Below are 21,047 nucleotides of genomic sequence, written 5' to 3'. Positions count from 1 at the left end.
GACGAGCCCGGAGGAGTGGTCCGCCACGACCGAGGGCTCGACCCTGAGTTCAACGCGACCTCTTCAGCGCCTCCATCCCTTTGCCGCCGCCTCCCCGGTCCTGGCCGGCATGTGTCTGGAAGAGGAGGGACTGAGCTGGAGCCACGCCCCCAAGGTGCTCGCCCACCCCTGAGGGACGTCGCTGCGCCGTCCTGAGCCCTGATCTGGAGGAGACAGCCGCGAGCCTGGGAGGCGTTCGCCCCCGGGGACGGTGCGGCCTGGAAGGACCTGCGCGAGGTCTGGGAGGCGCTGCGGCCCCGGCGTCCTCGACGCCCTCTTCACCCCGTTCCCCCGATCCGCGCAGGAGCCCGGCTGGCGCTGCGGCTGCGTGCGGCGGGCGAGGGGCTGCGACTTGCCAGGACGACGGTGCTGCCGGTGCGGCGGGGCTGTGGCTGTTCCTCTCACTTCTTGAGGAACTCCAGGAGGTCCTCGTTGAACCTCTCCTTGTCGCCCGGTACCAGTGCGATGCCGTGCGAGCCGCCCTCGTAGACCTTCAGTTCCGCGTCGGCGACGAGCTCGGCCGTCTTGCGGCCGGTCGCGTCGATCGGCACGACCTGGTCGTCGTCACCGTGCACGACGAGGGTGGGAATGTCGAACTTCTCGAGGTCCTCGTGGAAGTCCGTGGCCGCGAAGGCGTCGACGCAGTCGACCCCGCCTTCGATGGTCTGCGCCATCGCCATGTACCAGAAGGCGTCCTTGTTGCCCTGCGTGGCCTTGTTGTCCTCGCGGTTCGCCGAGAAGAAGCCGACGGCCGTGTCCTGCCAGAACTGGGAGCGCTCCTTGAGGATGCCACTCTTGATGTCGTCGAAGACGCTCTGCGGTACGCCTTCGGGGTTGTCCGCGGTCTGCAGCATCAGCGGCGGGATCGCGGAGAGCAGGACGGCGGACTTGATGCGGTCGGTGCCGTGCCGGCCGATGTAGCGGGCCAGCTCGCCGCCGCCCATCGAGTGGGCGACCAGGGTCACGTCGCGCAGGTCGAGATGGGTGATCAGGTCGTGGAGGTCGTCGGCGAAGGTGTCGAAGTCGTAGCCGTCGTACACCGGGGTGGAGCGGCCGTGACCGCGGCGGTCGTGGGCGATGCCCCGGTAGCCCGCGTCGGCGACGGCCTTGAGCTGGTCCTGCCAGGCGTCGCCGTTGAGCGGCCAGCCGTGGATGAAGAGGACGGGGCGTCCTCGGCCCCAGTCCTTGTAGAAGATGTCGACACCGTCGCGGGTGGTGCAGATCGGCATGGCGTACCTCTCAGGTCTGTCGGTACCCGACCACGATGTGGCCGACTTCGATGAAGAGGCTCCCCGCTCGAGGACGCCTCTCGTATGTGCCCCCGCTCCATTTTTCACACGGTCGGGCCACCCGCACCCTGTCGCCGCGCGACGCCCCGGCCCGGGCGTCGGAGAGCGGCGCGACCCCGTGGGCCACGCGAGGGGGTTGTCCCTGGTGCGGTACACCATCGGGGGTGGCTGTGCCGCGCCCCGGGCCGTGCTGTCGAGGGGGCCGTGCACGTTTCCTTCGTGTCGGCAGAAGGAGCGCCAGGTCGTTGCCTCGCCGCGCTCACACGTCGGGCAACGAAATGGCATGCGCGCCTGCTCGGGAGCACCCGGGTGAGCCCGCCAACGGAGTCCTGGGCGGCGCGTGCTCACCGCACACGGCCGTTCTGCCCCCAGCCGGACAGCTCCGATGCGCGTCACTCCGCGGAACCCGGCACGCCAGGCTGAGGAACGGCGTGTCCCGCGAGGTGGACCTTGCTCCCTCATCAGCTGTGTCGGACGGCGGAGGCTGTGCGGGCCCCGGACCTCCAGCTCACAGGCGATCCGGTAGCCGCCCGGACAGCGGACACGGACGTCGTCCGCGTCTGCGGATCACGCCACTGGAAGAAGGTGGCCAGGGCCGCCCGGTGGTCGGCTCCGGAAGGCCTTCGGGGGTGACTCCGGAGGTGGGGGGTCGAGTCTGTGTCGGATTCTTGCCGGAAGGCGGGCGGCGGTCGGTGTTTGATTGCGCCCATGACCATCACACGGCCGGACAACGCCCACGTCTTCCGCTCCCTGCACACCGCATCCGCACCCCTGGCTCTCGCCAACGCCTGGGATGTCGCGAGTGCCCGCGTCATCGAGGCCGCGGGCGCCCCGGCGATCGCCACGACCAGTGCCGGTGTCGCCTGGTCGCTGGGTTCCCCGGACGGCGACTTCCTTACCCGCGACCGGGCGCTCGAACTGGTCGGCCGAATCGTCGCCGCCGTCGCGGTTCCGGTCACCGCGGACATCGAGGGCGGGTACGGGACGGATGCCGCCGGCGTCGCCGAGACAGTGACCGGGGTGCTCGCGGCCGGCGCCGTCGGCGTCAACATCGAGGACGGCACCCGGCCCCCGGCAGAACTCGCGACGCGGCTGGCCGCGGCCCGGCAGACCGCCGACCGGGCAGGCGCGGACCTGTTCCTCAACGCCCGCATCGACACCTTCCTGTTCGGGCTCGGCGACCCGGACACCCGGCTGAAGGAAACCCTGGCCCGGGCACACATGTACGTCGATGCGGGCGCGGACGGCATCTTCGTCCCCGGCGTCACCGACACCGCCACCATCGCGGCGCTGGCCAGGGACATCTCCGTACCGCTGAACGTCATGGCCGGCCCCGGCGCCCCGACCGTTGCCGAGCTCGGCGCCCTGGGCGTGGCTCGCGTCAGTCTCGGCTCGGGTGTGGCGCAGGTCGCCTACGCTGCCGCCCGCCGCGCCGCGCAGGAGCTCCTCGGCACCGGCGACTACGACTCCCTCGCCGAAGGCATGGCCTTCCCGGAAATCGACGCGCTGTTCTCCGAACCCCACTGACCTCGGTCGGGGCGAGAGGCGCGGCCACGGCGGCCATCCTGCCCGAGCCACGTGGCCTCGTCGTGCCAGCCCTTGTCGGCGTGGAGCTCGGCGGGCCCGCGGCGGCGAGGTCCTCGGCGGGACCGCATCGGAGATGTGCCTTTCCCGAACGGGATCAGGGCCTGGCGCACCTCGACCGGTCCCGGTCGCCGCGGGATCCGAATTCCCCGAGGAGCAGGCGGTGGAGCTCGGCCCGTACCCTGGCCTCGTGCACTCGGTGAACCGGCGGTGGGCCGTCGCCCCGGACGGCCCGATGGACACCGAGGACAGCTGCTGCCCCGAACACGCGCCTACACCTCGCGGTCACCGCGGCGACGACGGCCGCCGCCCTGCGGCCGCGACGGCGCTCGCGGAACGACCGCAAGGGGAAGGGCCGTAGTCAGTGGCCCATTCGGCGCTGCTCGTCGAACCGAAGCAGCGCCCGTACCAGACGCCACACTCCGGCTACCGCCCCGAGCAGTGCGCCCCCTGCCCATACGCCTTTCTCTGCCGGGCCGGAGGGTTCAAGGGTCAGGACGAGCGTCCAGGTGACGGCAAGGATCACCCCAGCCAGCACGGCGGCAGTCACCAGGGCGAAAACGATCTCCACCGTCATTGCGTCCTTCTCCCACCGCGACTCACGCCCCATGTCCATGCTGCAAGTTTCACATCGCGGTCAAGTCACAGCGCCCGCGCCGACCGTTGACTCTCACGGGCGGCTCGGCCACCCGTTGAGGTGACCGCTCGTTGCCCGCACCCTCGGGGCATCGCGTGGACCACGACGGGATCCCTGCGGCCTGGCCCGCGCTGCCCGCCGCGGGTGCACCCTCCGGTCGGTCACCTGTGGGGGTGGTCCTGTGCGGTTCCCACCCCGTAGGGCTCCGGCCCCGTGCCAGCGTGGTGATCAATGACCGGATGACGGGCGCGGTAGGGCTGTGACGACGACATCTTTCCGGCGGGCACGCATGATGCGCCGGGCCGGGCTGGCGGTGGCGTGTGGCGCGCTGGTGACGCTGGCTGTCGTGCTCGTACGCGAGGGAGGTGACGAGGACGCCGCGGGGCCCGCCTGGTACCTCAACGGCTGCTGCTTCGGCCTGATCCTGTCCATGATGTTCGCGGTCGCGGGCCTTTCCCGTCGCCCCGGTCCACTCAGCCTGCCGTGGGTCGGCAGCCCCATCGGTCCGCAGGCCGTACGCGCGCTGGGCGCGGTGGCCGTCTTCGCCGGGCTGGCGATCTACGGCTACACCGGCGAACAGGTCACGGCGGTGACCTGCCTCGTCGCGGGCCTAGTGCTGCTCCTCGCCGGGCGCCCCGACCGCCCGACCGGGGTGTACGTCCCGCCGGCCACGGCATTGCGGGGCTTCGCCCGGGGACTGCTGCGGGGCTTCGTCGCCTGCACTCTCATCGGAGTCTGCGCCGGGGCCGTCGTCGGGGTGATCAGCGGCACCTTCGCCGCCGTGCGGATCCACTCGGTCCCTGACGTGAGCCCCGGCAAGGTGGTCGAGGACTGGCGGCTGATGAGGACGGCGGACGGGAGGCGCGCCGTCCACTCGACAGCACGGCAGGACGTCCTGCTCGTCGAACGGGCGGCGCTGGAAACGCCGTTCGTCGTGGCGCGGGGCGCACGGATCAGCTGGGACAACGAAGCAGGAGCGTTCAACGGCCGGCTGACGATCCGGAACTCCTCCGACGGCGGCTGGGTGACGGACTGGCCCGGCGCACCCACCGCCTGGCAGGGCAAGCGGGTGGACGCCCACAACCTGGTCCTGGCCCTGCCCCACCAGGTCAGGCTGTGGCTGGTGCGCCGCGACGCCTCGTCGCGGAGTTCGAGTTGACCCTCGCCCTGTCCGGCTTCACCCGGCCCTCGGAACTAGGCCCCCACTGTCTCGTACGACACCCGGGGGCCGGGCCCGCTTTGTGGTCGTGAGAAGCGGGAAGCAGGTGCGGGTGTCACGCGGGAGGGGCCGCGAGAAGGGCCCTCATCTGAAAATGATTATCATCATGCTACGGTCGTCACACGCTCGACTTCTGGCCTGCCTTTTACTCGGAGTGACACCGTGTACGTCCCGTCCCGTCCCCTGCTCCTCCCCGCGGTCCTCGCCGCCTCCGCCCTGCTCACCGGCTGTTTCGCGTCTACGGAGGCCACCGGCGCCGGCGCGGGCGAGCGCCTCCGCGTCGCGATGATGCAGCCGCCGCGCTCGGGCCTGTCCCCGCTCTCCGACGACGCGTTCAAGCTGTCCCGTTGGTCCACGGCGGAGACGCTCGTGAGACTGAACGCGGACGGCGACGCCGAGCCCGCGCTGGCCACCGGGTGGAAGCAGTCCGGCCGGAACTGGACCTTCACCCTCCGCGAGGACGTCACTTTCCATGACGGCACCGGGCTGACCGCCGAGGCCGTCGTCCGTTCCCTCACCGAGGCCGCCGGCGCCTCCCCCAAGCCCCGGATACTCGACGGCGTCGAACTGACCGTGAAGGAAGGGGAACCCGGCACCGTACTCGTCACGACCGCCGACGAGGATCCGCTGGTCCCGCAGCGGCTCAGCTCCCCGCAGTTGTCGATCCTCGCGGCGAAGGCGTACAGGGGGAAGACGGTGAATCCGGTCGGTGCCGGCACCGGTCCCTTCGAACTGACCGAGGTCGACGGCACCTCCTCCGCGGCCCTCGACCGCTACGACCACTACTGGGGCGGCACGGCCAAGGCTCCCGGCATCGACGTGACGTTCGTGCCCGACGGCACCGCCCGCGCCGCCGCCCTGCGCAGTGGCGAGGCCGACATCGTCGAGGCGGTGCCCGTCTCGCAGGCCGCGCTGCTGGACAGGGACCTGATCACCGAGGTCCCGATGCCGCGCACCAACACGCTGTACCTCAACACGGAGAGGGGCGCCTTCAAGGACCCGGCGTTGCGGGCGGCGGCCCGGGAGGCGATCGACGCCGAGTCGATCGTGAAGGGCGTGTACGAGGGGAGGGCCGACGTGGCGGAGGGGCTGCTCGGGCCCGCGCTGCCGTGGGCGGCCGGCCTGCGCGAGCCGGCGCGCCCCGCGAAGTCCGGTGATCCGGCCGGGAAGAGCATCACCATCGGTACGTTCACCGACCGGGCCGAACTTCCGGAGGTGGCCGCCGCGCTGCAACAGCAGCTGCAGAAGGCCGGGTTCAAGGTGAAGCTGGAGGTCCGCGAGTACGCCAATATCGAGTCCGACGCCCTGACCGGCGCGTTCGACGCGTTCATCCTCTCCCGGGCCACCGTCCTCGATTCCGGCGACCCGGCCGCGTACCTGTACAGCGACTTCGCCTCCGACGGTTCGTTCAACATTCCGCAGCTCGCCGATCCGGCCGTGGACAAGGCCCTGAGCAGGGCGGGCGCGACGCCGACCGGTGACGCCCGCCGGCGAGCCGTCGTCGACGCCGAGGCCGCGGTGCTCGCCACCGACGCGGCCGTGCCGATGCTCCACGAGCGCGTGATCCAGGGCGACGCCGCCGACGTGGCCGGCGCGGCCCACGACCCGCGCGAGCGGGAACTGGTCACGCTTGACACCCACCTCAAGTGAGGCCGACCGCAGCGGGGGTGACCCGCGCCCTCTCCCTCGCCGCCGCGCTGGCCGCTGTCGGCCTGCTGCCCTGGCTCTCCGGTCGGGACCCGGCCCTGACCGTGCTGCGCGCCAGGTCCGCCGAACAGGAGCCGACCGAGGAGGCCCTGTCCGCGATCCGCCAGGACCTCGGCCTGGACGCGGGCCCGCTCTCCCTGCTGGGCGACTGGGCCACCGGGCTCCTGGGCGGTGACTTCGGCACCTCCTGGGTGTCGGGCACGGACATCCTCCCGTCCGTCGTCTCCGGACTCCAGGTGTCGCTGGGCCTGATGGCCGCCGCTCTCACCGTGGCACTGCTGCTGACCGTGGCCCTGGTAGCACCCGTACTGGTGCGGGGGCGGGGGTCGGCAGGAGCGTTCGCCGCCATGGCCGCCGCCGTGCCGGAGTTCCTCCTGGCCACCGTGGCGCTGCTGGTGTGCGGAGTGTGGCTGGGGTGGCTGCCGACGTCCGGCTGGCAGGGTCCCGAGTACCTGGTCCTGCCCGCCCTCGCGCTCGGCGTTCCCGCGGGCGGCCTGCTCGGGCGGCTCGTCGCGGACGCGCTGCCCGCCGTACTGGACGAACGGTGGGTGGAGCTGTGGCGGGGAGCGGGGGTGAGCCGCACCCGCGTCGCCTTCGCCGCGCTCCGTCGCGTACTGCCTCCGCTGGTACCGCAGTTCGGGATGGTCGCCGTCGGCCTGACGGGTGGCGCGGTCGCCGTGGAGACCGTCTTCGCGGTGCCCGGCATCGGACGTACCGCGCTGGGCGCGGCCAAGTCCCAGGATCTACCGCTGCTCCAGGGAGCCGTCCTCGCCCTGCTCGCCCTGGGCCTGATCACCGGGGCGCTGGCCGTCCTCGTACGACGCCGGCTGCTGGGTCCCGCCCTGCGTGACGCCGGTCTCTCGCTGCCGCCGGCCCGTCCTGTCCGGGCTCACCCGGCGATCCCGGCCGCCCTCGGCGCTCTCCTGCTGACCGCGATCGGCTGGGGCCTGCTCCGCGACCCGTACGCGGTCGACACCACGGCTCGGCTGGCCCCGCCCTCCTGGTCGAACCCGATGGGCACCGACGGGCTCGGCCGCGACGTACTGGCCCGGCTCGGTCACGGGGCCGCGTCGACGGTCGGCACGGCGGCGGCCGTGTGCCTGCTGAGTCTGGCCCTCGCCCTGGCCCTCGGGTTCCTGCCGGGCATCGCGGCGGGCGCGGCGGACATCGCCAACGCGCTGCCGCCGGTGATCGTCGGGATCCTGGTCGCGGCGGCAGCCGGTCCCGGCACCGGCGGAGCGGCCCTCGCGGTCGCGCTGATCTCCTGGCCGCCCCTGGCAGCGCATGCGGCGGCGCTGGTGCAGGAGATACGGGCGTCGGCGTTCCTGACCGCCCAACGCGCCATAGGCGCACCACCGTGGTGGATCCTCACCCGGCACGTCCTCCCGTCCGTCGCCGCCCCGGTCGCCCGGCACGCCCTGCTGCGGCTGCCCGGTATCGCCCTGGCCCTGGCGTCCCTGGGATTCCTCGGCCTCGGCGCCCAGCCGCCCACCCCCGAGTGGGGCCTGCTCCTCGACGAATCCCGCGCCTACGTGGAACGCGCCCCCTGGGCAGCCCTCGCCCCGGCCGCCGCACTGGCCCTGCTGGCGGGACTGGCCGTGTCGGGCGCGGCATACGCGCAGGACCGGGGAAGCCGGCGCACGACCGGCCGTACGGTACGAAAGGAGTCCGCCCATGCAGTCCGAAGCACTGCTGTCGGTCCGTGACCTGCGGATCTCGTTCGGCGAGGTCGAGGCGGTACGCGGACTGACCTTCGATGTCCGCCCGCGCGAGGTTTTCGCTCTCGTCGGGGAGTCGGGCGCGGGCAAGTCGCTCACCGCCCGGGCACTGCTCGGCATGGTGCCGCGGGGCGCGACCGTCGGCGGCAGCGTGCGCTTGCGGGACTCCACGGATGCGGTCGCCGAACGCGGGCGCCGGATCACCCTCGTCCCCCAGGACGCCCTGTCCGCCCTCTCCCCCGTCCACCCTGTCGGCGACCAGCTCGCCGCCGCCGTACGGTCGGTCCGGCGCGTGTCCCGCAGGGAGGCGCGGGCCCGGGCCGTGGCGGCACTGGACCGGGTCGGTATACCGGACGCCGCGCGCCGGGCACGGGCCTACCCCCATGAGTTCTCGGGCGGAATGCGACAACGTGCGGTGATCGCCATGGCCACGGTCAACGAGCCCGATGTCGTCGTCGCGGACGAGCCGACCACCGCGCTGGACGAGGAGCGCCGCGAGCAGGTCCTGCGGGTGCTCGCCGAGCAGCGGGAAGCGATCGGCGCCGCGCTGGTACTCGTCACCCACGACCTGGACGTCGTACGGGAGCACGCGGACCGCGTGCTGGTGATGTACGCGGGCCGGACGGCTGAACTCGGCCCGGCCCGACAGGTCCTCGGCCGCCCCCGCGCCCCGTACACGGCGGGCCTGCTGGCCTCGCTCCCGCAGGACGGCCCCCGGCGCCGCCGGCTGCCGGTCCTCCGCGGCACCCCGCCCGCGCCGGACGCCCTGGGGCCGGGCTGCGCCTTCGCGCCGCGCTGCCCGCAGGCTACGGACCCGTGCCACAGCCGCGAACCCGACCTGCGCGCTGTGGACGGACGCCTGGTCGCCTGCCACCACGCCGCCGACGTGCCCGACCCCCTCCGGAGGTCCGTATGAACCACCCCCTGCTGGACGTCCGCGATCTCGTCGTCCGCTACGGACCCGTCACCGCCGTGGACCATGTCTCCTTCGCGCTGGACGCCGGCGAGACACTCGCCCTCAACGGCCCCTCCGGGTGCGGCAAGTCCTCCACGGCCCTCGCGGTGCTCCAGCTACGCCGTCCCGACGCCGGGCAGGTCCGCTTCGAGGGACGGGAGCTGACCCCCCTGACGGAACGCGAACTACGCCCGCTGCGCCCACGGATGCAACCGGTCTTCCAGGACCCCTACGGCTCCCTCAGCCCCCGCCACCGCATCCGCGACGCGGTGGCCGAACCGCTGAAGGTGCACGGCAGATGGAACCCGGCCGACGGACCCGCCCGCGTGGCCGAACTGCTCGACCGGGTCGGCCTCGACCCGTCGTACGGGGACCGGCGCCCGCACGAACTCTCCGGCGGCCAGTGCCAGCGGGCCGGAATCGCCCGCGCCCTCGCCTCCGGACCGCGGCTGCTCGTCCTCGACGAACCGGTTTCGGCACTCGACGCGTCCGTGCGGGCCGGCGTGCTGAACCTGCTCGCCGATCTCCAGGACGAGCTGGGCCTCGGCTACCTGTTCATCTGCCACGACCGGGCGGTTGTACGGCACTTCGCGGACCGGGTGATCGAGATGCGGGACGGGCGCACCGTCCCCACCTGACGACTCCACTCCCGAACGAGCCGCGGCCGGGTGAAACGAACTGGTCGCGCGGCCGCCCGAGCGCATGGCGCTGCCTGCTCAACCCTCCGCAAGCACACGAACCGCTCTCGCCGGCTCCTGGTCCGGCTCCCTGCGGGTACGACCTGCTCTCGGGAGCCCTCGGCCGACGACATAGCCTCACGAAGCCGTTCGGGCTCCCCCAGCTCGTCACCCTGTGCGCGCTGGGGGGGCGGTAGCCTCGGCCGCGTACAAGGAAAACCTGCGGTGCGCAAGCGCAACGATGCCCGGATCCGAGCTTGAACTGTGCCTGCACCCTCTCCGAACAGCGGAGGTCGGTCGACCAGCTGTCGTGCGGCAGCGCCCTACCCACGGGGCGCAAGCGACCGCTGAGAGGGCAAGTGTGCAGCGGCGCCCCACCGCACAGCGTCTGACGGGTCAACTCATAGCGAATCCTTCCACCCATGTGTTCCGCCGGCTCCACCGCCAGGGAAGCACCACCCCACTCGGCGGGCCGGTCCCGAAGGTGCACCAGCCGTCCGCCTTCGACCGGTCAGGTTCGGTCGGGGTCGATCGCCTCGGGATCGTCGCCGCTCAGCTCCGGTTCCAGGCCCTCGGCCACGCCGGTCCGGCCGAGGCCCGCGTCCGCGCGCCACGCCTCGAAGGACCATCCGGTCAGCGCCACCACAGCCAGCCCGAGCATCCAGCCGCCGACCACATCACTGAACCAGTGGACGCCCAGCGCGATGCGGGTGAAGCCGACGCCCAGTACCGAGACCGCCGCCACGGCCCACAACACGGGGCGCAGCCCGCGACGCACCAGCGGTAGCAGGACGAGCAGAAGGATCGCGAGCGAGGTCGTGGCCGTCATCGCGTGGCCGGAGGGGAAGGAGAACCCCGGGGCGTGCGCCACCGGGTCCGGCAGAGCCGGTCTCGCCCGCTCGACGACGATCTTCGCCAGCAGCCCCGTCAGCCCGCCGGCCACCGCTGTGACCGCCGACCATGCGGCCAGACGCCAGGCACGGCGGTACAGCAGCCACAGGGTGAGCACGGCGACCGCCGCACGCAGGGTCACTGGGTCCCACACCACGTCGGAGAAGAAGCGCAGGGTGCCGGTCCACGCCGGATGGTCGAGGGCGGTCCGGTTCAGCCACCGGGCCGCGCCAGCGTCGAGGCGCCGCAGTGGGTGCCACCCGCTCTCCACCAGGACGAGCAGGAGGCCGAAGAGGACGGCGGCGACCGCCGCGACGGCTGCGGATCCGAACAGCCGGATCCCGAATCTGCGGTCGGCTTCCCGTCGCCGTCGCAGAAACGGGGCAGTGGGTCGGGCAGTCATTCAGGCTCCTGGATCGGGTTGTACGGGTCCTGGCCGCCTGGCCCGCACCGCTTCCAGCTGGGCGGCGAAGGAGAGGCCGAGGAAGAGCGCGATGGAGGTGAGGTAGGCCCACAGCAGCAGGGACATGAAGGCGGTGAGCGGGCCGTAGACGGTGTCGAACGAACCGCTGATCTCGAGATAGAGGCTGAGCAGCCACGTCAGCCCGGTCCAGAGCACCAGATACACGGCGGCCCCGAAGGCCAGCCAGGTGTAGCCCGGTTGCCGGCGTCTCGGCGAGCGGCGGAAGATCGCGCTCGCCGAGATGAGTACGAGGACCACGCCTGCGGGCCAGCGCAGCAGGTCCCACGCCGACCGGGCACCCGCACCGAGGTCGTACACCTCGACCACGGCCGCCACCATGTCGCCTCCGGCCACCATCGCTACGAAGCCGACGCCGAGCGGGATGCCGGCGGTCAGCGACATCACCAGCCCCCGCAGGTACTTCAGGTGGAAGACCCTGTCGCGCTCGACCCCGTAGATTCGATTGGCCCCGCGCTCTATCTGGCACATCGCCGTCGTGGTGTTGGTCAGGGAGAAGACCAGTCCGAACCACAGGGCGACCTGTGCCCCGTCGTCGGCGTTGCGCCGGCTGCGGTCCAGGGCGTCGTCGACCACCTCGGCGCTCGGCCCCGCCGTGATCCGTTGGATCGTCAGTTCGGCCACTCTGCCCAGCTCCTCCGTGTGCAGGGCCGTCGACAGCCCGACGAAGGCGATGACCAGCGGCACCACGGCCAGTACGGTCTGCAGGGCGAGCGCCCGGGAGTGGCTGAAGCCGTCGGCGTACCGGAAGCGGACGAATGAGTCGCGCAGCAGCGGCCAGCGGCCGTAGCGCCTCAGGGTGACCAGTGCCTCGTCGCCGGAGAGTTCGCTGCCGGCCATGTCCCGGGTCTGGGGGACCCTGGTGGCTGTGCCCATCTCACTCTCCTCGCTCGGGCATGAGTACGGTCAGCGCGCCGGGCCTGACCTGGACGGTGAGACGCCGGCCCGGGGCCACCGGGTCGCCGTCCATCTCGCGTGGCTGCGGGGTTTCGAAACGGACGTCCGCACGGCGAAAGGTGAAGTACTCCACGGAAGGGGACCTCCCGGCGTGGCCGGTCATGCCCGCCGGCCGACGGCGCACCACCGAGGCTACGGCGCTCAGCCATCCCGCGGGTCCGCGCGGGTCGAGGATCATGAGGTCGAGCAGGCCGTCGTCAGGGCGGGCGGCCGGGACCAGGACGGCGCCACCCTGTACCGTGCCGGTGTTCGCGACGAGCACCATCCTGGCGGTGCGTCGCAGGGGCCGTGCTCCGTCGATGCCGACCGTCAGGCGCATCCGGGGCGCGCGCAGCTCCCTCAGGCCGGCCATCGCGTAGGCTGGCCAGCCGATCAGGGCCTTCGCACGGTCACTGGTCCTCTCCAGCATCACGGCGTCGAGCCCGGCGCCCGACATCACCGTGAAGTGCGCGGTCGCCATGCCGTCACCCTCGATCCGCCCGAGGTCGATCCGGTGCGGAGCACCGCGCAGGGCGACGGCCAGCGCCTCCGTCGGCTTCACCGGCAGACCGAGGTTGCGGGCAAGGAGGTTGCCCGTGCCGCAGGGCACCACCGCGAGGGGGACACCTGTGCCGGACAGGGCCTCCGCGGCTGCCCGGATCGTCCCGTCGCCGCCGCAGACCACGACGAGCGAAGCCCCTCCCCGTATCGCGTGCGCCGTCTGCCCCTCCCCCGGGTCCTCGGCCGTGGTCGGCACGAAGACCGTTCCGTGGTGACCGTGGTCCTCGAGGATCTGACGCAGGCCGGCGCAGACCGCCTCGTCGGTGACAGTGGGGTTGAAGACCACCGCGACGCTTCCGGTGGCCCGCCGGGCCGGCACGCCGTGGGCCGTTTCTTCGTGCGTAGCTGCGGCGGCAGGTGCGGCGCCGGGCACATGTGGTCCGGTCAGCAGAGCGCGGCCGACGATCATCAGGGACACCCCGCCGTTGAGCAGACCCCCTACGACATCCGTCGGGTGGTGCATCCCCCGGTAGATCCTGGCGATGCCCACCAGCAGGGGCAGGAGCAGCAGCAGGGCCGCTGCAACTCTGCGCCACGGCCCCTTCATCCGGTGCAGGACCAGGATTGCGAGGCCGGCGTAGAGGGCTGTCGCCGCCCCGGTGTGTCCGGAGGTGTAACTGGACGTGGGGGGCGAGGCGTCGAGCCGTTCGACATCGGGCCGGTTACGGTCCACCGCTTCGGTGATGACCAGGAAGACCAGGGACTGAAGTGAGACGGCGACGGCCAGGAAGATCGCATCCCGCCACCGGGGAAGCCGCGGGACCAGGAGCAGGACGAGACAGGAAATGAGGGTACCGACGACGACCGTGGCCGTGTTGCCCGCCTCGGACACGACGAGGGACACCGTGTCGAGCGTGCTGGTGCGGGCCCCCTCCAGCGTGTCGACGATCTCGTCCTCGGACGTCAGTGGCCAGACGCCGGTCGCGGGCCCGGTGATCAGGAGCCCGACCCCCACCATCAGGGCCGCCTGGCAGACCGCCGCCGAGCCGATGATGCCTGCGGCCCGGCCCATACCTCCGCCGTTCTTCGCGGCGCCGCTCTGCAACTCCGCTCCGGACCGGGGGGGAAGCGACGGAGTGCGCGCCCCGGGATGGGGCGGCGTGGCGGAGACACGCTCCCCCGAGACGGCTGTGGGTCTTTCCGGTGTGTCGGTCGGCATGGGTGTCCCGTCGTCTCAATGACCCTCGGCTGCGCGTGGGACCGGGCTTACCCCGGCGTCTCGCCGTCTGCCCTCTCCGAGCCCGTCCAGACCTACTACCTCGCCCCGTCTGCCCTCTGCTCCGGCACGGCCCGGCGGCCATCTGGTCGCAGCGTCCAACGACGGTCGGGCCGGGCCGTGGTGGGAAAGGTCCGCGAGGTACGGGAGCTGAACCGGCCGGACGGGGGCTGGTGACGTCGGCGGCCGTTGGGTGAGGTGCGGGCCGAGCCGGCCGCCCGGCTCCCCGAGATCTTCGCCCTGCTTCTGGTCGACCCTCTGCAGGCCGCCGAGCCACTTCCGCCGGAGCGGTTCCTGCGGGCGACCACGGCGTGGATCGAGGGAGCGACTGAGCAGACCGACGCCTGGGACGTCAGCGCCGTGCTGAGCGTGGCCGCCGATGCGGCAGGCGACGAACTCAGCCGGCGAGCACACGGTCGTGTCCCCGCCTCGATGTCAGTTCAGGCATCGCCCATGACGAGCCCCTCGATGGTGTGCTTCTGAGTGATCGGCACCAGCTGGTCGACGACCGGGCAGTCGAGATGGCGCCGGACGCGCTCGGGCAGCGCCTCCCAGTAGGTACGGGTCACAGCAGCGTCATGCCGATCGCCGTTGGTGGCCTCGGGACCGTCCACACCCAGAACCAGCACAGGCCGGGACTTCGGGGAGTCGTTCCTCGTACCGCGGTGGATGGTAAGGGCGCTACGTGCTGAGATGTCGCCGCGCTGCGGGTACTTGCGCACGGCCCGTTCCTCATAGCGCGGGTAGTGGGACCGGGGCGGGAACATGCCGTGTCCGAACTCCGGACTGTCATCCCACTGGGTTCCCGGCGCGATCTCGAAAGGACCCATGTCCTCCTCCGTGTCGACGGCGGTGACGTTGAAGGCCAAGGAGGTCAGCCGCCGCTCCGCGCGGGTCTCCTCGGGAAGGGGGAAGTCCCGATGCCAGGGCTGGTTGACGGCACCTTCGAGCGGCACGTCGAAGCCGAGCTCCACGATGCGATAGCCGGGGCTGAGCACCGCCTCACAGACCGAGCGCACCCACGGGTGGTCGACGAGATCGACGAAGCCGCGCAACTGCTCGGGATGGATCTCCACGTAGTAGCGGTGTGGGCCGCGTCCGACGGTGCCGCCGGGCCGGGTCAGGGCTTCCTGGAAGGCGGACTCGATGTCCTCACGCAACCGGTCGGCCCACTCCGGGCCGAACGCTCCCTTGCGCGCCGTGATACCGAGCGAGTACAGAGCCTCGACCTCGGTGGTCACGTCCACGTCGAGATCGGCCAGGGAAATTGCGGGGTGGGTGGGGTGGGTGTGCGGGCTCATGCGCGGCTCCTTGCAGCAGACTGTCCCCGACATACTGCAGCGATGAATGCAACGTTGCAATAGTGGTGTTCGAGAATCTTGATTCCTGCCGGCGGCATGCCAGGATGGCGTGGTGAGCAGCAGCCTGAAAGATGTAGCCGCCCGCGCCGGGGTCTCGGCACGCACCGTTTCGAACGTGGTCAGCGGTTCCGCGCGGGTCGCGGAGGACACTCGTCGGCGTGTCCAGGAAGCGATCGACGAACTGGGCTACCGGCCGAACCTCGCCGCACGCAGCCTCCGGGCCGGTCGCACCGGCATCATCGGCCTGGCCATTCCGGAGCTGCACTCCCCCTATTTCGCGGAGCTCGCGGGTCTCGTGGTGGAGGAGGCGCGGAAACGCTCATGGACCGTGATCATCGATCAGACACTGGGCGACGCCGAGGCGGAACGCCGGTTGCTCACCGGCAGCGGCGGACGCGTGATGGACGGGTTGATCATCAGTCCGTGGGCGCTGACCGCTCAGGAACTGGCGTCCACCGCGAGGTCTCTGCCGATCGTACTGCTCGGCGAGCGCAGCCCTCAGGGCTTGGCCGACCACGTGGCCGTCGACAACATTCGCGCTGCGGACGAGGCCACCACACACCTGCTGATGCTGGGGCGCCGACGTGTAGCGGCCATCGGCCTGCAGCCACACCTGCACAACGGGACCTCAGCCCTACGCGCCGAGGGCTACCGCAGGGCACTGCGGCGGGCCGGCGTCAGTGCCCGGCCGGAATGGGAAGCCGCCGTGGACACTCTGCACCGCAAGGACGGCGCCCTGGCTCTGGCCGACCTGCTCGACAGGGATGGTGAGGTCCCGGACGCGGTATTCGCCTTCAGTGACGAACTTGCCCTGGGAGTAGTACACATGGCACACCAGAGGGGTGTACGGGTTCCGGAGGATCTCGCGGTTGTCGGGTTCGACGACATCGAAGACGGCCAGTACGGGCACCCGACGCTGTCCACGGTCTCCCCCGACAAACGGCAGATCGCTCAGCTCGCCCTGCAATGCCTGGCGGACCGGATCTACAGCCCGGACAACGAAGTTCCTCCTTCGGACCTCACGGCCCCGCATCGCCTGGTGATACGCGCCAGTACAACTTTGCGGCCCCGGCCTCCCGGCCATTGACCTCGCGATCCGAGATGCCCGGCCTCCCCCCTCCGCCTCGCGAGAGGACACTGCGGCCCGGATCGCAGGGGCGGGGTCTCATGGAACGGGCAGCACCAGGTCACGCGGCGGGGCGCAGGCTCATCGCCCGCAGGGCCAGCTGCATCTCGAACTGCGCCGCCGGGTTGTGCAGTCGGTCGCCGAACACCTCGTCCAACTGCCGCAGACGGTAGCGCACCGTCTGCGGATGCACAGCCAGCTGCTCGGCGACCTCGCTGGCGTTGTGACCGCACTGGAGCCAGCAGAGCAGCGTTTCCGCCAGACGTTCGCGCTGTGGAGAACGCACCTGATCGAGCGGCCATAGGCGGCGGCGCGCGATCGCGTCGACCAGCGCTTCGTCGCGGAACAGCAACAGGGTGGCCAGATGGTCCGTGCACCGAATCACTCCGGTGCCGGGCAGGACGCCGCGCTGGGAGAGCGACAGGGCGTCCAGAGCCCATCGCAGCGAGCGGGCCCCCTCGTCGAGTGCGACGGTCGGGCCGACGGCGGCGCGCAATCCGTTCAGCACCGCGCCGATGGCCCGGACCCTGCCGGGCCGGTCGGGGTCGGGGAGGACCATGACGCCGGGCTGCGCGTCGAAGCATGCGAGGAATTCCGGTGGGAGGATGGGGCGAGCCGAGTCCGGTATGCGTGCGTGATCGACGACCACGACCGCGAGTTCACGCGGGACGGGCCACTGGGCGATGTGGGCGAGGTCGGTGATCGCTTCGACTGATGCCGCCGGCTCGCCCGTCAGTAAGTCGATGAGCCGTGTCCGGCGCAGTTGGAGCTCGCCCGCCGCGTGCAGCCTGGCCTCGGTGTAACCGATGGTCGTCGCAGCGGCCATTTCGTCGAGATGCAGGAACAGTGCTTCACCGAAGGTGGCTAACACATGGCGGGGCAGCACCTCGGCGTCGACGAGTGCGTTGATCCTGCGCCAGGTGACTCGTGCGCCGAGTCGCAGCGCGGCCTGGAACGAGTCCAGGCTGCGGCCCTCGTCCGCCTCGCCCCTGCCGATGCGGTGGTAGGTGGCCTTGACCTTTTCCCAGTCCGTATCGGGTTCGGCCATTCTGGCCAGGAACCCGCCGAGTGCTTGCTCCACGCCTCGGTGGACAACGTGGCTGTAGGTGTCGTCGCGTGGCCGGTGGTACTCGTGGATCTCCTTGCGGATCGCCTGGACGACTTCGTTGGCGATCTCTCTGAAGAACGGCCTCAGATGGTCGTGAAGCCCTGCCGGGAGCGACCGGAAGGTCGCCAATGCCTCGGGGGACGCCGTGTCCGCCGTCTCGTCGGCCGGTTGCCGCGAACCGTTCACCATGAGTGGGATCCTCTGCGCGTGGGGGACACAGCTCCGGTGAAGATACCGCCACGGCGGGGGCGGAAGCTCGTAGTCGTGGGACAGAACCGGGGCCCGCCTCTTGTCATCTCGGTGACAAGGGGGGCCCCGGTCGTGCCGTCCGGTGTGTGGTTCGCAACGTCTCTCAGGGCAGGAGGCAGTTGCCGTACTCGGGCCTGCCGTCGAACCGGGCGCCGAGCCAGGACACGACATCCCTGACGGCGAGCTGATCGGTGGTCAGGTGCTCGCCGGGGTAGAGAGCCCACCGCGTGGTGACGCCTGCGGAGCAGTACGCCCTGCGGGTCGCGTCTTGTGTCTCGGTGGGGATCACCTCTTCGAGCACGCCTCGGTACTGCAGGATCGGGAAGCCCACTTCGTACGTGGCGCCGGAGCCCTTGCGGCCGATCTGCGTGCCGAGCTTCTGCGCGTCGAGAACCTGGCCCCAGCTCCGGCCGTCGCTGTCCTTGAGCGCGTAGATCTGATCGAGGCTCAGGCCGTTCTTCGTGTTGTCCTGCACCTTCTGGAAAGCGAGCGAGGTGATGGTGCCCACCAGACAGTTGGAGGTGGCCTTCTCCACACTTTTCCTGCCCTGTTCGTTCAGCAGCTCGGTAAAGGGCATGGCCGGGTGGGCGGCTGCGAGTCCCACCACCGCGTCCATCAGGAAGCCGGCGAAGGGACCGCCGTCGAGTCCCTTCGCGACCACCTTGAGGTCCCCGGGAACTCCGCCGGACGCGTCGCCGACGACATTCAGGCGGGGGGCGTAGGACGCGGCGAGCTGGGCGGCCCAGAGACTGGCCGCGCCGCCTTCGGAGTATCCCCACAGGCCGACCTTCGTCCCCGCGTCCAGGCCGCTTCCCGGTACGACGGGTGCGGTGCGGGCGATGTCGAGGAGGGCGTGTCCGGCGTCGAGGCCCGATACGTAGGGGTGGGTCTGCCCGTCGAGGTAGCCCGCGCCGTCGGTGGCGGCCACCGCGTACCCCGCTTTCAGGAGCGCCGCGACGTTCTCGCCCTCGTACTCGTCCTGGAAGGCTCCGGCGAGCTGCTTGGAGAACGCGCACTGCGGACCGAGGCCCAGTGTGCCGGGGTTGAAGGCGACGATCGGGCGGCTGCCGCTGCCCGTCCACTGTGCCGTGGGCACGATCACCGTGCCGGAGACGGCTGCCGGCCTGCCCTCGTTGTCCGTGGAGCTGTACTGCACCTTCCAGGCGCGTTGCGGGATGTTGCCGGGGACGTGGGGCAGGGTGACCGGCCGGCAGGCGATCACCTGGCCGGGTTCGGCGGGGACCTCGGCCGACGGCCGGTAGATCTGGCTGTCCGCGGCGTCGCACGTGACCTGTGCGGGTACCCGGCCGGCAGGCTCGGCCGCCCCTGCGGCCTGTGCCGGCACCACCGCGACCACGGCCGCGAGTGCTGTCGTCATCACCACGACGGCCGGTGCCCTGTTGCGTTTCGCCCCGGTTCTACGCACGGCATACTCCTTCGTCTGTCCGACCGGCTACCACGAGCCGTTGTTGACAGTCAGCCAAGTTACGGAGCGGTAAGGAGGGCTGGTAGTCAGCGGCGGACAGCCGCGTGCCTCGCTCTTGTCGCCCGGGTGACAGGGAGCCGCCGCGTCGCCGCTATCTGGCACGGACCACGTGCGCCTTGCGCGCACGTGCGGCACGACGGTGCCCCGGAAGCCGGTGGCGGCCGGGCCGACGCAGGGTGACAGCCGTGATCACAGCTCCGAGCAGGACGCAGCCCGCGGCCAGTCGCAGCCCGGCGTCGTAACCGTCGACAAACGCACCGACCGGGTCGGCACCGCCGCGCAGGGCGGAGCGCTCGGTGCGGGTCAGGACGACTCCGACCAGAACCACACCGAACACCCCGGAGACCTCACGGGCCGCGCTGATCAGTCCCGAAGCCATGCCCGTCCGGGCCGTGGGCACATCGGCGACGGACCGTACCGTCAGCGGGGCGGTCAGGGCCGATCCGGCTCCGATGACCAGCAGCCCCGGCTGCAGGTCCCAGTAGTCCGCCTGCGGGCCGGTGCCTGATACACACCAGAGCCCGGCCGCCACCAGGGCAAGGCCCGCGGCGATGGACAGGTGCGCACCGACGGCCCGCGCGGCGGGCTCGGCGAACGGGGTGACCAGGAGCAGGGCGAGCGCGAGTGGAAGGAAGGCCAGCCCCGCCCCGGTCGGTGAGAAGTCCAGCACGCGCTGGAGGTAGAGCGCGGTGAAGAAGAAGACCCCGTTGACGCCGATCCCCCACAGCACCTGGGCGGCGGCTCCGCCGGAGAGCGTGCGGCTGCGCAGCAGGCGCAGATCGAACAGTGGCACCGGGGTGCGGGCCTCCACGACGAGGAAGGCGCAGGCCGTAGCTCCCGCCAGCCAGAGACAGAGCGGTGCCGGCGAGGTCCCGAAGCCGTGCTCGCCGCCCTTCACCAGTCCGTAGGTCAGCAGGAACAGCGCGAGACTCGACAGGACGACGCCCGGCAGGTCGAGGAGTCGGAGCAGGCCCGCGCCGGTGCGGGCACGGGCGGCGGGAACGGCGGGGACGAGGGCCAGGGCGAGTACGCCGAAGGGCACGTTGAGCAGGAACACCCAGCTCCAGCCCCACCGTTCGGTGACGAATCCGCCGATGACCGGCCCGAGCGCCAGAGCCGTGGCCAGTGCGGCCGTCCACAGTCCGACCGCCGTGGTCCGCCGCCGGGCGGGCAGGTCGGCGGCCACCACCGCGAGGGAGGCGGGGATGACCAGTGCGGCGCCCACGCCTTGGACGGTGCGGGCGAGGATGAGTGTGGTTCCGTCGTCGGCCAGGGCCGCTGCGGCGGACGCGAGGGTGAACACGACGATGCCTGCGGCGAGGACGGGGCGGCGCCCGAGCAGGTCGGTGAGCCTGCCGCCGGTGAGCAGGAGTGCGCCGAAGGTCAGGACGTAGCTGGTGGCGACCCATTCGAGGTCGGTGACGGTCAGTCCGAGGTCTCGCTGGACGGTCGGCAGCGCCACATTGATCACGGTGTTGTCGAGTGTGGTGATGAACCCGGTGAGGGCCGCCATCCCCAGCAGCGCGCACAGTCTTCCCCGGCCCACCGCTCCACCTCCTCATGCGGCATCGTCGCCGTCATTCCCGGATTCTGCGCGCCGGGTGACGGTGCCCGCTGCTGTCCCCGGCGCCTAATCCCCGGTGCGGCGTTGTCACCGAAGTGACAGACACGGGCCGTCGTTCTGTCAGCGATCCGTCTTACTCGTGGGTCACATCGCGGCGGAACCTGGTGCACCGTCCAGGGATCCGATTCCGCTTTCCCCTCGCGTTCCCGAGTCCGCTACTGCCCCCCGACCTCGAGCAGTTGG

Annotated in this window: 16 protein-coding genes and 1 pseudogene; 8 read left to right on the top strand and 9 right to left on the bottom strand. The window is 71.4% G+C overall.

Annotation, left to right across the window (positions count from 1 at the left end):
* Nucleotides 1–440: 440 nt before the first annotated feature.
* On the bottom strand, nucleotides 441–1,268 hold the full coding sequence (locus ACFWVP_RS02640) for an alpha/beta fold hydrolase (RefSeq protein WP_384493107.1): 828 nt from the start codon (nucleotides 1,266–1,268) through the stop codon (nucleotides 441–443).
* Nucleotides 1,269–2,036: 768 nt separating this feature from the next.
* Between ACFWVP_RS02640 and ACFWVP_RS02635 the strand changes: the two genes are divergently transcribed.
* Entirely contained in the window at nucleotides 2,037–2,855 is an 819-nt protein-coding gene (locus ACFWVP_RS02635; RefSeq protein ID WP_384493106.1) for an isocitrate lyase/phosphoenolpyruvate mutase family protein, read from the top strand.
* A gap of 418 nt (nucleotides 2,856–3,273) precedes the next feature.
* Here ACFWVP_RS02635 and ACFWVP_RS02630 read toward each other — a convergent pair whose 3' ends face one another.
* Nucleotides 3,274–3,528: a DUF6332 family protein gene (locus tag ACFWVP_RS02630; protein ID WP_384493105.1), complete on the bottom strand. Its 255-nt coding sequence runs from the start codon at nucleotides 3,526–3,528 to the stop codon at nucleotides 3,274–3,276.
* 280 nt (nucleotides 3,529–3,808) lie between these two features.
* Here ACFWVP_RS02630 and ACFWVP_RS02625 point away from each other — a divergent pair, with 280 nt between their 5' ends.
* The 5 genes from ACFWVP_RS02625 (at nucleotide 3,809) to ACFWVP_RS02605 (ending at nucleotide 9,786) form a co-directional block, all read left to right on the top strand.
* Complete coding sequence (locus ACFWVP_RS02625) at nucleotides 3,809–4,708, top strand: hypothetical protein (protein ID WP_384493104.1); 900 nt, start codon at nucleotides 3,809–3,811, stop codon at nucleotides 4,706–4,708.
* Between the two features lie 222 nt (nucleotides 4,709–4,930).
* Nucleotides 4,931–6,418: an ABC transporter substrate-binding protein gene (locus tag ACFWVP_RS02620; RefSeq protein WP_384493103.1), complete on the top strand. Its 1,488-nt coding sequence runs from the start codon at nucleotides 4,931–4,933 to the stop codon at nucleotides 6,416–6,418.
* Entirely contained in the window at nucleotides 6,415–8,181 is a 1,767-nt protein-coding gene (locus ACFWVP_RS02615; protein ID WP_384493102.1) for an ABC transporter permease subunit, read from the top strand. Before ACFWVP_RS02620 ends, ACFWVP_RS02615 begins: the two co-directional genes overlap by 4 nt.
* Nucleotides 8,150–9,109, top strand: coding sequence for an ABC transporter ATP-binding protein (locus ACFWVP_RS02610; protein WP_384493101.1), 960 nt, complete (start codon nucleotides 8,150–8,152; stop codon nucleotides 9,107–9,109). The genes ACFWVP_RS02615 and ACFWVP_RS02610 overlap by 32 nt, the downstream gene beginning before the upstream one ends.
* Nucleotides 9,106–9,786 (top strand): ATP-binding cassette domain-containing protein, encoded by a 681-nt coding sequence (locus ACFWVP_RS02605; RefSeq protein ID WP_384493100.1) that lies wholly within the window; start codon nucleotides 9,106–9,108, stop codon nucleotides 9,784–9,786. Before ACFWVP_RS02610 ends, ACFWVP_RS02605 begins: the two co-directional genes overlap by 4 nt.
* A 550-nt stretch (nucleotides 9,787–10,336) precedes the next feature.
* Here ACFWVP_RS02605 and ACFWVP_RS02600 read toward each other — a convergent pair.
* The 3 genes from ACFWVP_RS02600 to ACFWVP_RS02590 are packed head-to-tail and all read right to left on the bottom strand — an operon-like array spanning nucleotide 10,337 to nucleotide 13,853.
* Nucleotides 10,337–11,119 (bottom strand): phosphatase PAP2 family protein, encoded by a 783-nt coding sequence (locus tag ACFWVP_RS02600; protein WP_384493099.1) that lies wholly within the window; start codon nucleotides 11,117–11,119, stop codon nucleotides 10,337–10,339.
* Entirely contained in the window at nucleotides 11,120–12,073 is a 954-nt protein-coding gene (locus tag ACFWVP_RS02595) for a YihY/virulence factor BrkB family protein (RefSeq protein WP_384493098.1), read from the bottom strand.
* A gap of 1 nt (nucleotide 12,074) precedes the next feature.
* On the bottom strand, nucleotides 12,075–13,853 hold the full coding sequence (locus ACFWVP_RS02590) for a diacylglycerol kinase family protein (RefSeq protein ID WP_384493097.1): 1,779 nt from the start codon (nucleotides 13,851–13,853) through the stop codon (nucleotides 12,075–12,077).
* A gap of 246 nt (nucleotides 13,854–14,099) precedes the next feature.
* Between ACFWVP_RS02590 and ACFWVP_RS02585 the strand changes: the two are divergent.
* Nucleotides 14,100–14,393 (top strand): annotated as a pseudogene (locus ACFWVP_RS02585) (DUF2267 domain-containing protein); the annotation flags it as partial.
* Here ACFWVP_RS02585 and ACFWVP_RS02580 read toward each other — a convergent pair.
* Nucleotides 14,351–15,211, bottom strand: a complete 861-nt coding sequence (locus ACFWVP_RS02580) for a phytanoyl-CoA dioxygenase family protein (protein ID WP_384493096.1) — start codon at nucleotides 15,209–15,211, stop codon at nucleotides 14,351–14,353. The pseudogene ACFWVP_RS02585 and the gene ACFWVP_RS02580 sit on opposite strands and share 43 nt — an antisense overlap.
* A 112-nt stretch (nucleotides 15,212–15,323) precedes the next feature.
* Between ACFWVP_RS02580 and ACFWVP_RS02575 the strand changes: the two genes are divergently transcribed.
* Nucleotides 15,324–16,358: a LacI family DNA-binding transcriptional regulator gene (locus ACFWVP_RS02575; protein WP_384493095.1), complete on the top strand. Its 1,035-nt coding sequence runs from the start codon at nucleotides 15,324–15,326 to the stop codon at nucleotides 16,356–16,358.
* Nucleotides 16,359–16,458: 100 nt separating this feature from the next.
* Here ACFWVP_RS02575 and ACFWVP_RS02570 read toward each other — a convergent pair whose 3' ends face one another.
* From ACFWVP_RS02570 to ACFWVP_RS02560, 3 genes are all read right to left on the bottom strand, one after another.
* Nucleotides 16,459–17,694, bottom strand: coding sequence for a PucR family transcriptional regulator (locus ACFWVP_RS02570; protein WP_384493094.1), 1,236 nt, complete (start codon nucleotides 17,692–17,694; stop codon nucleotides 16,459–16,461).
* Nucleotides 17,695–17,857: 163 nt separating this feature from the next.
* Nucleotides 17,858–19,180 (bottom strand): lipase family protein, encoded by a 1,323-nt coding sequence (locus tag ACFWVP_RS02565; protein WP_384493093.1) that lies wholly within the window; start codon nucleotides 19,178–19,180, stop codon nucleotides 17,858–17,860.
* 151 nt (nucleotides 19,181–19,331) lie between these two features.
* Nucleotides 19,332–20,786 carry an MFS transporter gene (locus ACFWVP_RS02560; RefSeq protein ID WP_384493092.1) on the bottom strand — a complete coding sequence of 485 codons (1,455 nt, stop codon included), beginning with the start codon at nucleotides 20,784–20,786 and terminating at the stop codon, nucleotides 19,332–19,334.
* Nucleotides 20,787–21,047 lie beyond the last annotated feature (261 nt).

It is taken from the genome of Streptomyces sp. NPDC058637 (genome assembly GCF_042717325.1).
Lineage (GTDB): Bacteria > Actinomycetota > Actinomycetes > Streptomycetales > Streptomycetaceae > Streptomyces.
The sequence above is the reverse complement of the archived record's forward strand: the minus strand, read 5'-3'. Positions and strand labels throughout refer to the sequence as shown.